General features: G+C 59.2%; 8 protein-coding genes. 2 read left to right on the top strand and 6 right to left on the bottom strand.

The window, feature by feature from the left end:
- Nucleotides 1–2 precede the first annotated feature (2 nt).
- Nucleotides 3–845: a DUF5672 family protein gene (locus tag ACYU8T_RS17180; RefSeq protein WP_461160442.1), complete on the bottom strand. Its 843-nt coding sequence runs from the start codon at nt 843–845 to the stop codon at nt 3–5.
- 6 nt (nt 846–851) lie between these two features.
- On the bottom strand, nt 852–2,204 hold the full coding sequence (locus tag ACYU8T_RS17175; RefSeq protein WP_461160441.1) for a glycosyltransferase family 2 protein: 1,353 nt from the start codon (nt 2,202–2,204) through the stop codon (nt 852–854).
- A 440-nt stretch (nt 2,205–2,644) separates the two neighbouring features.
- Between ACYU8T_RS17175 and ACYU8T_RS17170 the strand changes: the two genes are divergently transcribed.
- Nucleotides 2,645–3,340: a ParA family protein gene (locus tag ACYU8T_RS17170; protein ID WP_461160440.1), complete on the top strand. Its 696-nt coding sequence runs from the start codon at nt 2,645–2,647 to the stop codon at nt 3,338–3,340.
- Nucleotides 3,340–3,702, top strand: a complete 363-nt coding sequence (locus ACYU8T_RS17165) for a hypothetical protein (protein ID WP_461160439.1) — start codon at nt 3,340–3,342, stop codon at nt 3,700–3,702. The genes ACYU8T_RS17170 and ACYU8T_RS17165 overlap by 1 nt, the downstream gene beginning before the upstream one ends.
- A gap of 101 nt (nt 3,703–3,803) precedes the next feature.
- Here the strand turns inward: ACYU8T_RS17165 and ACYU8T_RS17160 are convergent, their stop codons facing one another.
- The 4 genes from ACYU8T_RS17160 to ACYU8T_RS17145 form a co-directional block, all read right to left on the bottom strand.
- A complete protein-coding gene (locus ACYU8T_RS17160) occupies nt 3,804–4,775 on the bottom strand; it encodes a hypothetical protein (RefSeq protein ID WP_461160438.1) in 972 nt (323 codons plus the stop codon).
- Between the two features lie 455 nt (nt 4,776–5,230).
- Entirely contained in the window at nt 5,231–6,187 is a 957-nt protein-coding gene (locus ACYU8T_RS17155; RefSeq protein WP_461160437.1) for a methyltransferase domain-containing protein, read from the bottom strand.
- A gap of 170 nt (nt 6,188–6,357) precedes the next feature.
- Nucleotides 6,358–12,507 carry an autotransporter domain-containing protein gene (locus tag ACYU8T_RS17150; protein WP_461160436.1) on the bottom strand — a complete coding sequence of 2,050 codons (6,150 nt, stop codon included), beginning with the start codon at nt 12,505–12,507 and terminating at the stop codon, nt 6,358–6,360.
- Nucleotides 12,468–13,052 (bottom strand): hypothetical protein, encoded by a 585-nt coding sequence (locus ACYU8T_RS17145; RefSeq protein WP_461160435.1) that lies wholly within the window; start codon nt 13,050–13,052, stop codon nt 12,468–12,470. Before ACYU8T_RS17145 ends, ACYU8T_RS17150 begins: the two co-directional genes overlap by 40 nt.
- Nucleotides 13,053–13,151 lie beyond the last annotated feature (99 nt).

Here is a 13,151-nt window from a genome sequence, read left to right as displayed (position 1 = left end):
CATCAAGCCTTTCTGTAGGACAATTGGGAGGAATTAGGGCATTTATCACCTTTTGCCCGGCTAAAGCGATGTTTCATATGGTCGGCGATCATCCGGAGCATGCGCAATGATCCACGTGGGCCATGCCTTACATCGTTCAGGATGCATGAAAAATCATGGCTTACCGTGCCACGGTCATCAAGTTCGCAATAAACCCGCCAGAAAGCATCAGTTCCGATGGCGCGGGGCATGTTCCATACGCCATGGTAGCCAAAGCTGGTCTGCAGATCGCCGGTACGTTCGATTGCGAACAGGTCCGCGAGCTCGGGCGGCGCAAAGCGCATTCCCCCCCCCTCCAGCCAATAGCGGTTGGTTCGCCCTATGGCGACGTCTTCGGGATGCGTTGCCTCGAATTGCGGGTCTCGACATGCCTCCATCAACCGCCGGCTGCGCAAGGAAAAGCCGCCATTGCCGACATCCTGGCCGTCATCGAACTGCGGCCACCTCGCCCCGATATAATCGTAATTGAGAAATTCAGGGCGCCATCGCCCCGCATCGAGCACATGGCCATCCCATTGTATTATCAGGCAATGGGATGTGTCGACATGATCGACCATCTGCGACAGGAGAAATTTCGAATAGGCGGCGGAGGAAGTGAGCCGGGGGATTGGCACAACCGAAATGGCGGAATTGTCAGGCTTAATAGTCGCATCCGTAAACAGCTTGCACGCCGCGAAATCAATTTGCGCCAAGCTTGCCTCCAGCGCCCGCACCGTCGCCTTCACATTCACCGATGTCGCCGCGCACAGGGTCACCTGCGGCAGGGCAAGCAGGTCAGAGAAACGGGTTGTGCGCTGGGACAGCATGCCTCTCTACAGCCTTATCACAAAGCGTTCACTGGCACGGCTCAGCTCAGGATGATGGAATGGATCGATGGCCTCTTGCGTGCCCCACCGCTGCTGGAGCGCTGCCAATTCTCCCGCAAAGCGAGCAGCTCCTCTGGGATCGCGATCAAAACCGCGCGACACCGATTCATGGTGAATCAACGTTGCTCGCGGTTCATAAAGCGACTGCCAGCCCTCTCGGTTCAATCGCAGGCACAAGTCCACATCATTGAAAGCCACCGAGAAATGGCGCTCGTCCAGCCCACCGACGGCGAGGAAGCGATCCCGCTTCACTACCAGGCAGGCGGCAGTGACAGCCGAGGCAAATTGCGGCAGCGCATGACGCTGGAAATAGCCCTCCTCCTTCGGGTGGAGGAAACGATGGGCATGTCCCGCCGCTCCGCCCATGCCGATCACGACCCCAGCATGCTGAATACGACCATCGGGATAGAGAAGCCGGGCGCCCACCGCGCCGACATCGTCGCGCAAGGCCTGAGCAGCCATGGTGGCAAGCCAGCCCGGCTCTATTACCTCAATATCGTTGTTCAGCAGACATAATAACTGGCCTCGCGCCCCTGCGACGGCGCGATTGTTGATCGCAGAATAGTTGAACGGGCCTGCATGCCGCAGAACGCGATGGCGTCTGGGATCGAGTTGAGACAGAAATTCCAGCGTCGCGGGATCGTCGCTGTCATTATCGACCACGATCACCTCAATATCGGGATAATCCGTCGCCGTTAGGCCCCGGAGGCATGTTTCTAGCAGGTCTAGACGATTGCGCGTCGGCACGATGACGGTGACAGGCGGCAAATCCCGCGCCTGAACGGGAGCGAGGTCAGGTGCCTTCGGGCTGGGACGCCTCCGGCGATGATGCAGCACTTTGCGGATATGCAGCGGCGTACCCTTCCCCACCGCGCGAAGTACAAGCTCACGCCCCCAATCCTCCGTTGAAGCCAGTGCTGCCATATCTTGCCCTGCGGTCCGCAGGATACAGGCGCCTGACAAATAGTCGAAATGAAGGAATAATTCACTGTTCCAGTCCGGCTTGAAGTGCGGCGTGACACGCCGACCCGCCTTGTCCAGCAGATCGTCATCGGCATAGATGAGATGGACTTCCGTATCAGACATCGCCTTGCGGTAGGCTGCTGCCGTGCCCGGTGCGATCCTGTCTCCTGCCGCGATCGGCATCAGCCATGGATCCTGACTCCAATCGATCTGCCGGGCCATTTCGGCCGCTGCGGACAGATGATCTTCATCGATCCGCAGCGCTGCTATTCCTTCGGCATCCAGACTGCTTAGCGTTTCCTGCAGCCCCCGCTGCCCTGCGCTGCCATCGATCAAAGCTATAATGGGCGGTGCGGCTTCACTGCCTTCTCCTGTGGGCGGTATGACATGTTCCTGCAACAGCCAAAAATCATAGGCTCTTCTCGAATTACCCAGCAACCGGGCAAACTGGCTGCGGGAGCGCAGCCTTTTACGGCGAAGGCGCCACCATAGGGCTTCGAGATAGGCACGAGGGGACGAGCAAAAAGCATCAGAGTGGACAGAGAGGGTCAGCCAAAATCCTGTACGTCTCGAGGAATAGGAATCTGTCTGAGCCGATTTCATGCCCGCTCCGATTAGCGGATTGCAGGAAATCGACAAAGGAAAAGCGCCTTCGCTGTCCTCTGCGGCAAACATGGCTGTCAGGCCAGCTCCATGGCTATCCTCCCGCTATCATGATGATATCCTTGACCTGGAGGATACCAGATAGCTAGATGATAGCTGACGGGGGAGATTTCATGCCCACAATTGCATTTGTCAGTCCTAAGGGAGGCGTCGGCAAAACGACCGCAACGCTTCTGCTCGCATCGGAAATCGCGCGTGGCGCGCAAGTGACGGTTATCGACGCTGATCCAAACCATCCGATACAGGCTTGGGCGAAAGGGACAGAACTTCCCGACAATCTCTCGATCGTTGCCGATGTCGATGAGGATAATATTCTCGACCGGATCGAAGAAGCCGCCGCAAGGACGCCTTTCGTCATCGTCGATCTGGAAGGCACAGCCGCCAAGATCGTGCTGCTCGCAGTCAGCCAGTCCGATCTGGTGGTGATCCCCATGCAGGGGTCGCAACTCGATGCCGAACAGGCTGGTCGCGCGATCCGCGTCCTCAAGCAGCATGAAAAGATGACAGGCAGGACGGTGCCCTATGGCGTGCTGCTGACCCGCACCAGTCCGATAATTCGCACCCGCACCATGGGGCATATTCAAAGCGGGCTCGTCGATGCGGGGGTACCCGTTTTCACCTCCCAGCTTCATGAGCGCGAGGCGTTCCGAGCCATGTTTTCCTTCAAACAGACGCTTGAAAAACTGGACGAGAAGGATGTGCCTAATCTCCACAAGGCGATGGCCAATGCCGAACAATTCGCCGTCGAAGTCATCGAACGGCTGCGCGAGAGCCGCACCGCAACAGCAATTAAGGCGGAGGTCGCATAATGAGCCGGGCCAATCCTTTCAGCGATCTTGACGATTTTGCACCCCATGCTTCCTCGAAGCCGGTTGCGGCCGAGACGATTAATAAGCTTTCCGAAACAAGCGGGTTTCCAAGCCGCAAGGCGCGAGGGGAAAAAAAGGAAGGAGAGGGGGAGGGCACATCGGTCACCCCGCCGAAGCGACAGCAGCGGCGCCACACCACAGGACGGAACCGCCAGATCAACATCAAGGCGACCGAACAAACGATCTCGAAGCTTTACGATATTGCCGACGACTTGAATCTCCCGCTCGGCGCCGTCTTGGAACACGCCTTGGCGGCATTGGTCGACCAGAGGCCAGCAACCGGGGAAAGGACGGCTGAATAAGGCAACCAAGAAATTATACTGGTAGCTATCCATTAGTTACCAGATGATCTTTTCAGAAGAGGGCGTTCCCAAAAATAGCTGCCGTCCTGCCAAGCTGGATGCTATCGCCCAATGCCGAGCCGCCGTAGAAGCGATTTGGCGCGGATGGTCGACGGTGCAACTTTTCTAGGCGTAACTTCGCCGTGTGAATAATTAAGGTCTGCAATGATCGTCGGGTCAGCAGACCAGTCCACCACCGGATCGCCGACCTTCTTCGCAATGACGGCCGAATTTAGATAGGTGACGGCCATATCTAAACCCTGAAGCGCGCCGTTAGAGGCATTTTGCGGGACAACCGTTGCGGGTGTGGAATAGCCTGTCTTAATCACTTCGAAGCCGGTGAACTTGTTGAATAATCCGGTCCAGGCGTTCTCCGAAAAACGAAAGAAATCCCAAGGCTCGTCATGAAGGGGATAGGCGGGATGGGATTGCATGTAGATCAAACCGCCTAGTTTCAAGGTTTTGTTTAACTCGTAAGCGGCAACCCATGGCATAATCAAATGCTCGAACACCGACACCGAGAACGCGTAATCGAACTGCTCTCCAACGGAGCGGGAAAGCGTATGCGCATCAGCTACGACGTCGACGTTTGGCCCTGCCATGATATCCGTTCCGACGTAACGGCTGAGTGAAGGGAAGAGGTCGGTGTAAACATTCCCTGACCGTGCCCGTGACCCTAATTCGATCATACTGCCACCGGGGTTCGCCGCGACTATCGCCGCGAACTCGTTTAGCATAATATGGGCGTCTTCGGTGTTAGGAAGTGTGCGCCTGAGAATTGGGCCGCCTTGGCCAAACCGTACCCCGAACAACGAATTGTCCGGTTGATGTCCGGTAACGGCGGCAACTCGGTATCCCGTATGACTGGTTCCCATAATATGCTCGACATCAAGCCGTGGCTCGCGGGTGCAGATTTGATTGGGGAGCTCAGCGCCAGCCATGACCAGCACAGGTGTTTCGTCCGCTGGGCAGTAACCGACAGCAATGAGCACCCCGTCAAGAACCGCAAGTCGCTCCACCGCCCTGTCAGTCATTTATAAATCCCATATTTAGATTTTCCCGGCATGCCCGGCGATAGGATCATTTGCAAGAAAGATTGGAAGCCGCTCCGAGGGATAGCGTAGCCAAAAACGCCTCGCCACCTTTGGCAGCATAAAGGAATCATCTGGAATCGTCGTTGTCTCCCATTTGTCAGTATAGGATGGCGGATCTATTCCATCCGCTGCAACATAGGGATCAACAAGCAGATATGTCTTTACCTTGAAAGCAGAGGAAGATGCCGCTCTGCAATGCCATCGGCAACTGCAATAACTATAAACGTTATCTACTGTTTCAAAGAATATCAAATATTCTAACAGTCCTATTTAGCATTCCGCCAGATTTCCCTAAAAAATATTGTCCGCCGATCTTAATCTATCAGCAACTAAACCGCCTACGGTTTATTAGATAACCTACGGCGAACCTTGCTTATCCGCCAGCATGCAGTTGATCACCTATCCGATCGACGCTGGATCACAAAGGTATGGGAAAGTCCGATATCAAAGCTACCCATATATTCGTCTTCCCGAACCTCGAGGACTTTACAATTAGTCTGATCGATTACCTCGTAAATCACCCGCTGGGGAACGGCGTTCATCTCCATGCTGGGCTGCTCATTGGACAGATAATCTGCAACCGTGAAGCGCTGGCCCGAGAGGTAGGTGGGCATCTGGATCACTGCCGTGCCGTCGGGAGCTAGTCGGGACAGAAGCTTCCTGAGCAGTTCGACCATCACAGGCGGCGGATTGTGCTGAAGCACGATCAGACTGATTATTAGATCGAATTTCGGTAGCGCGTCGATGTCCTGAATGATGCCGATGGGACTGAACGACACGTTACCGACGCTCATCTGCTCCGCCCTTTGTCTCGCATGAACAAGATGGGCAGGGGAGATGTCTATGCCCGTAACGTGCGTCACATGCGGTGCAAGCGCTAGGCTCAGACGACCGACGCCGCAACCGAAGTCTAGCGCCCTGATGCCGTCGGCCTTCCATGCCCCATTTCTTTTCAGTGCAGCAACAATGTGAAAAATATCATTTCGGCCCAAATCATAAAAGGCATCAATATTTTTTTCGATATTGCCCGGCCTGAATTCGTCGCCTGTCACCACAGACCAATGCGGCTCCGTCTCGCCGAAGTGGCGCCATTCGCGCGCGATATTCTCCGCCATCTGCTCCAGTTCTGCGGGGCGACATGTTGTTTCAACGTCGATGGTCTCAACGCCGCGATGCCGACCGACCTTGAGAATAGGAGAACTCGCTCTGAATTCATCGCTCAATATAAAATCATTTCGGAGCGTAGAGAAATTAGCCGTAGCTGTGTGATTCTCTATTACTTCATCATTCTCGGGTTCCCTGCCCAGTAACGCGCGATAGGCCCATATCACTTCTTCGCGCGAAACAGTCATATTCACTCTCCTGCCGCAGGATACGCTTCATCAGCGAATTAAATGACCGTACCCATGAATTAGAGTTTGCACAACTGTCTCGCCTCAACCCTGGATACTGTATGGGTTCCAAAAGATATCTACTAAAAAGGAAATAGTCCCTGATCCGCCAGAACAGGGCGCTTCTTTGGCTAGAAGCGAGCCCTGAAGCCTACGATCCCGCTCTGGCCGCTACTTTCTGCGCCGAATTCGCTGTTTACCCCGAAGAAGAGGGCAGCGGTCGGCGACACCTTCAGGCTTGCTCCCGCGCCGACGGCGGCAAGGGTTTCGCTGCGTCCCGCGCCTGCGACGGTCAGGCCATCAGCTACGCCAGCATAGGCGGCGGTGGAGAAGGTCCGCCTGCCGCTTAGCTGATGCAAGACGCCTGCGGAGAGCCAGGGGCTGATCTGGGCCTCTGCCGAACCACGCAGTTCCAGTGCGCCGCGCAGGAAGGTCGCCTTGGTCCGACGTGCTTCGACGTCGAGGGCCCAGACTGCATCGCCGCTCTCGTTCGCACCACTGCGGCGGGAGGAGATGTGGGTGATGCCGATCTCGGGCGCTATCGTCCAGTTCTGATCCAAGGCGAAAGCGTGGCCAAGAGAGAGGTCTGCGGTCCAGCTGCGGAGGCGATAATGGCTGCTGACCTTGCTGCCACCAAAGAGGGTACGGTCGGTGTCGGCCTTGCTGCCGTCATAGCTCAGTGATGCAGCGATCTGGAACCCGCCTGCCGCGCCTTGAGCGATGACACCGGCGAGCATGCCGTCCGCTTCGGTGCGGGCCTGCACCCCCGCAATCTGCTGCCGTGCATCGATATAACCCACATAGGCGCCGATCAAGGCATCCTTCGTGCCAAAGCCAATGCCAGCAAGCGCGCCATGGGTCGAGACATTGGCGCGCGACGTGCCAAGCGATGCGTCTCCCGGCAGATGGCGCCAGCCACCCAGCACCTGACCGAAGGTGAAGAGGCCTGCCTCTTCGCCCTGCATGCTAGTCGAGGCAGTGCGCAGCGCCGTCGCGATGGCGAGGCCGTTCTCAATCCCGATCTGCGAGGCGGAGGCATAGGCTTCGCCATTGAGGCGAGCGACCGCGGCCTGATTGACCGAGCCGTCAGCTAGCAGCAGCGAGGGCGCGGCGGCCAGGATGCCGCTGGTGGCGGTGCCCGCGATCAGCAGGCCGTTCAGATAATCGACCGTCTGCGTAATCTGCCTGCTGGCGCCACTGCCAAGCACGAACTGGCCCAGAAGGTCGATGCTGCGGTTGCCCTGCCGGACAAAGCCGACAACGCTCGACGCCTTGTCGATCGTGGTGAAGCTACCCACGATGCCGCTGGTGGTGGTGATCAGCTCATAGGTGACGCCCGGGGTGAGCGGGCGATTACCAGTGATGCGCAGCGTGGCGCCCGGCGCGATGTTCAAGCTTCCGTTGACGACCAGTGCGTCGCTGACCGTCGGCGTCATCTCGAACAGGGTCGTCGAGCTGCCCGCCAGCGCGACATTGCCGTTGACGACCATCGTCCCCGGCGAGGCGCCAGGCGAGAGCGTGCCCTGGACCGCGATATCGCCGTTGACCGTACCTGCGCTGCCGAAGGTCGCGCCCTGATTCACCAGGATGGAACCCGCGGTGATCACCGACCCGGTGCGGCCGATGAAGCGACCGCCCGCGATCGTCAGCGCGCCGGTGGTGAAGTCGCCTGACAGGGCCAACGTACCGCTATCCTGCCGGGTACGTTCGAACCCGGTAAAGCCAGCGAGGCGCAGTTCCTGGGGGGCGGCGTCGGTGCCGCCCGTCGCCAGGATCAGCAGGTCGTCGCTGCCATTGGCGGTGACCGGACCTGTCACAGAAGAACCCGCGCCAATGGTGAAGCTGTTGCTGCCGCCGTCCAGGGTGACCGGCCCGGCGATGCTGCCGAGATTGACGAAGCTGTTCGTTCCACCCGCGAAACTCAGCGCGCCCTTGATCGTGCCGAGATTGGTGAGGCTGTTGGTGCCCTCGGCAAAGACGATGCTGGTCCCACTCGCCGTTTCCAGCGTCTGCCCTTCACCCAGCGTCAACTGCGCGTCGCGCAGGACCAGGCTGTCGATGCTGAGCGGACCATTGGTGCTGATCCTGCCGTTGCCGGTGATCGATTGGCTTTCGAAGCTGACGAACTTGTCGAAGGTGGCTTGGCTCAGCAGGCCGCCGCCGGTGATGTCGATGATCAGCGCATCGGTGCCCGCTCCGCCGTCGACAATCCCGTTCAGCGTTGCGCCAAGGCCATGGGTGAAGCGGTCATTGCCATCGCCCAGATACACATTACCGTTGATGGTGCCATAATTGGTCATCTGGTCATCGCGTGCGCCGAGATCCACCGATCCTGTGATGACGCCACTGGCCAAGTTGGTGACCGTGTCGGCGGAGTTGAAAGTCTGGATCGCGCCCGCCATGAACTGGCCGGAAAGGCCATTTGCCAGCGTATCAGGCACGATTCCGCCCTCAAGTCCGCGGATCGTCCCGGCATTGATCAGGCTGATCTGGTTCGCTGACCCCACGAAGGCTGTCGATCCGATCGCCTCAAGCCCGGTTACCAATGGATTTTGCACATCGGCTGCGTTTCGCGTCGCGCCGATGGCGGAAATTATGCCGTCAGCTTCGTTCGTGACCTTGATGCTGGAAAGGCCGCCGCTCGTGGCATCGATATTGAGCGCGGTGACGGAATCGAGGCTTTCCGGCATTGGGGGATACCAGGGGAAGGGTGGGGGGCTCGCCGGACGATAGCTGGCCCCGCCATCGGCGCTCAGAGCGCCGCTGTTGGTGAGGGTCACCATCGTCGTCGGCCCGCCATCAACCGGTCCTGTCGCCGGATCGAAGCCGGTCAGCTGTTGTTCGGCTGAAAGCGCTATGCTGCTGATCGACAGGGCAGAAGCGCCCAGAGCGTCGGTGCCGATTCGCCCGCTATTGGCGATGGCCATCGACTGGTTGCCAAGGCTGCTCCCTTCGACGGACAGGCGGTTGATCGTTCCGCTGTTGGTCGCCGACGTCGCCGCAGAATTGGAACCAAGATAGGCCGACCCGTCGATCGTTCCGCTATTGGCGAAGGAGAAGCTTTCCTGATCGATCGCGCCGTAGAGGCCCTGCGTCGTGCCGCCGGTCTGATGGGGCGATTGGGCGAGGTCCAGGGCGATCCCATAGAGGGGGGAACCAAGCGTGCCGCTGTTGGTGAAGGTCAGCGCCTTTGCCGCCACATTGGCGACCATGCCGTTGCCCAAAGCGCCGCTGTTGCCGATGGTCGCGCGGTCGGCATTGAGGTCAGTGCCGTCATAATAATAACCTTGGCCCAGCGAAAGCGCGACGGACGGCGAAACCGCATTGGCACGGTTGATGCTGCCATCATTGCTGAAGCTGAAATCCTTTGCATTCAGCGATAGCGACATGCCGCCGTCGATCGTGCCGCTATTGGCGATCGAGGCCGCGCCGATCAGCTGGGTGCCCGTCGCGCCCGAGATGGCGACGCCGGGCGTGTAGTAGAAATAGGGGTCATTGTCGGCGGAGCTGATGGTGCCGCTGTTGCGGAAGGCAAAGCTGTCATCCCCGCTGGCGGTCAGCAGAACGGCTGTAGTGCCGTTGAGGCTGTTGGCGATCACGCCTTCATTTTCGAAGCGGGCGGCATAGCCGCTGATGCCGTCACCAATCGTCCCGCGATTGATGAAGCGCAAGGTCGATCCTGCGCCAGCCAGATTGAGCGGGTCAGCCGATGTGCCGAGCGTCAGCAGCCTTTCAGGCGCGCCCGCATCCGCGCTGATATTGGCCAGATTGACGATCGTGCCGTCGCCGACAAGGATGAGGGACTGGCGGAACGCGCCATCGGCCGTCAGCGTCACCACCGTGCCGCTGCCCAAAGCGCCGATGCCCTGCCGTTCAAAGCTGGTGGGAAGGGCCGGGAGAGCGGCAAGATCGACGGTCCGGCTCGCCGCATAAGCGCGAACGAAGCTGTCCATGCCCTCACCCGCATCGATCGTGCCGGTTATGCCCAGCGTATCGCCGGTGGTGACCAGGATATCGTCACCCGCCCCGAACAACAAGTCGCCGTTCAGCGTGCCGCCCCGGTCCACATAGGCGCCGCTGGCATAGTTGGGACCGCTGTAGGGCGAATAGGCAAGATTGACATTGCCGTTGATGGTGCCGACATTGCTGATCGCACCGCCCCTGGAGAGGGCAATGGCTTCAAACCCGGATCCTGCGGTGATGGTGCCGCCCGCCTGGTTGACGATCACCGCGGGCGAGGAATAGCCGCTGCGGATCGCCTGCGCCGCGCTGCTTTGGATCGTGCCGCTGTTGATGATGGAGGCAGGCATCCCGTCATAGGTGTAGACTGCGATGTCGGTCGTGCTGATGGAGCCGCTGTTGATGAGGTCGCGGACGCTGGAGATGCCGACCGCTGGCGCGCCACCTGTTGCTTCGCGGATCGTGCCGCTGTTGACCACCGTCAGCACGCCGGCAATCGCGGCGCCGCCATCCAGGATGATCTCGCCCTTGTTGACGACCTCAAGCCCGCCATTGATCGCGCTTGCCCTTGCCCCATAGGGGTTGGTCGCCTGGGTGAGCGTGATGACGCCTTCGTTCGTGAAGCGATCGAGTTGGTCGAGCTGCACGGCGCTGCCGCCATAGACGCTGCTGTCGAAGGCGGCGGTAAGCGCGCCCCGGCTGATGATCGTCGTGCCGGTCTGGACGTAGCTGCTGGCGCTGTCGCCGGGGAAGGCAAAGCCGTAGCCCGAGGCGTTGATCAGGTTGGCATTCTGGCCGGAGATCGACAGCGACAGATCCACACTGCCCTTGCCATAGAGGCTAAGCTGCGCGCCGCCAGTGCTGCCCGTGACAGTGACGAGCTTGCCTGCAGCGATATCGAGGCCGACCGTTTCGAAATTCACGGCATTGCCAAGCGTGACCGCGCTGTCGCCAGTAAGCCGGGCAAGCAATTGATCATTGCCTTCGCCACCGTCGAGCACACCTGAAATGCCGGTCAGGAACCCATCAGAGCCCATCTGGCCTTCGAAATAATAGCTGTCATTGCCTGCGCCCAGGCGGACGTCGCCCGTGACGCTGCCGCCCTGCTGCATGAGGAAGCGGTCCGTGCTGTTGCTGCCGGTAAGGTCCACATGGCCGATGATCGACCCGGCATTGGTGATGCTGGTGGCGCTATAGCTATAGGGACTGCTGTCGGGCAGGATGGCGATGGCGATAGTGTCGCCCTGGATGACGCCGCCCGCCTTATTTTCCACCGTGCCGCTGCTGGCGTAGCCGCCGCCGAACAGCACTGCCGGGGCGCCGGTGGCGCTGATCCTGCCGCTGTTGACAAGGGCGGTGCCGTAACCGAACTTCAGCAGGACGCCGACGCCGCCTGTCACATCGATACTGCTCTTGTTGGCGAGGGTGGCTGCGTCGATCGACACGGCTGCATCCGTTGGGCTCGACAGGCTTGCCCTGACGGTACCCTCATTGATCAGGTTCAGCGATGCGGGATAGCCGAAGCCCAGCGCTTCCAGAGCGCGTCCTTGCGTCTCGATCCGGCCCTGATTGAGCAGCGTGCCGCTGCCATAGGCATAGATTTTGGCCGCTCCGGCGAAGCCCTCATCAAGCGTCAACTGCGCCTGATTATCCAACGCCATGCGCAGCAGGGAGAAATTGGTCGGGAGGACTGGAGCGCCGGTCAGCTTGGCGTCGACGTTCACCACAAGCGCAACGGCATTGATGCCCGCGCCGCCATAGACAAGACCTGTAATGCCGGTCCTCAGTTCGCCATTACCGCCAATAGCGGCAACGATTATGTCGTCGCCGCTGCCCAACAGCACGTCGCCAGCAATAGTGCCTTGGCTGCTGTCGATGCTGGTCGTCGTGTGGGCGACGATATTGCCTTGGATCGTCCCGGAATTAACCAGATAAAGTCCGTTCGCCGCGTCGATGGACAGGCCCCCATTGCTGTTCACAATGGTGCCGCTGTTGCTGAGCGACAGGATATTCTGCTGGCTCAGAATCGTCGCGGGAGCAGCGGAACTGATCGTTCCGCTGTTGGTGAGGCTGGCGTTATCCAACCCTCCGAAATAAGGATTTGTACTGGGAAGAAAGGTGATCGCAGCCTGATCGCGTCCGTCCATGAGGCCCGCATTGGCGATGCTTCCAACCACTGCAGCGATGCCGTGTATCGTCCCGCTTGCCCGGTTGGTGATCGATGGATAGCTGATGCCATTGATCGCGGGTCCACGGATAGCAGCGCCCGATGTTGCCGTGATCAGGCCGCTATTGTCGAGCGTGGCGGTGGAACCGCCCAAGTAATTGCTGCTCGACCGCTCGATCCAGATCCCGACATCGCCGCTGATCCTGCCCTGCTCTCCGTGGAACCGCCCAAGTAATTGCTGCTCGACCGCTCGATCCAGATCCCGACATCGCCGCTGATCCTGCCCTGCTCTCCCACCACGATCGTGGCCTGGCCGTTGGGGTAGAGATAGGGGTAAGAATAATTTCCATTGGGAAACCCAACGCCGGCATAGGGATCATAGTTCAGGACGGGCAACCCATTCTGAACGGTGAGGGCGGCCGCGCCGGTCGCGCTGATCATGCCGTCTATTCGCAAGTTAGCATTAGCGCTGTTCAACCGGATTGCCGACAAACCCGATCCTGTAACGGTCGCCCCTTCGGCAACGGTGGTCTGGGCGTCAAAGGTGACGGTGAAAGGCTGGTTATCGCCGGTGCAGGTGATGCTGCCGCTCACAGCGGTGGTGCAGGCAGCCTGGGCGGAAGAACTCATGGCGAGCGCAGCGATCACACTGGCGCCAGCAAGCAGCGTCCATTTCGACGCGTAGTTCTTCAGATACATATTCCACCCCCGTTAAACCCCGCTTTGGGGTTAGGGGTAAATCCAGAAAGTTCAAGGAATTATACGGCGCGAAAACCGGCCTCGATAAAAGATATCCGA

This window comes from Sphingobium sp. TomMM35A (genome assembly GCF_054771735.1).
Note: the sequence above shows the minus strand (reverse complement) of the source record. Positions and strands in the feature narration are given on the sequence as shown.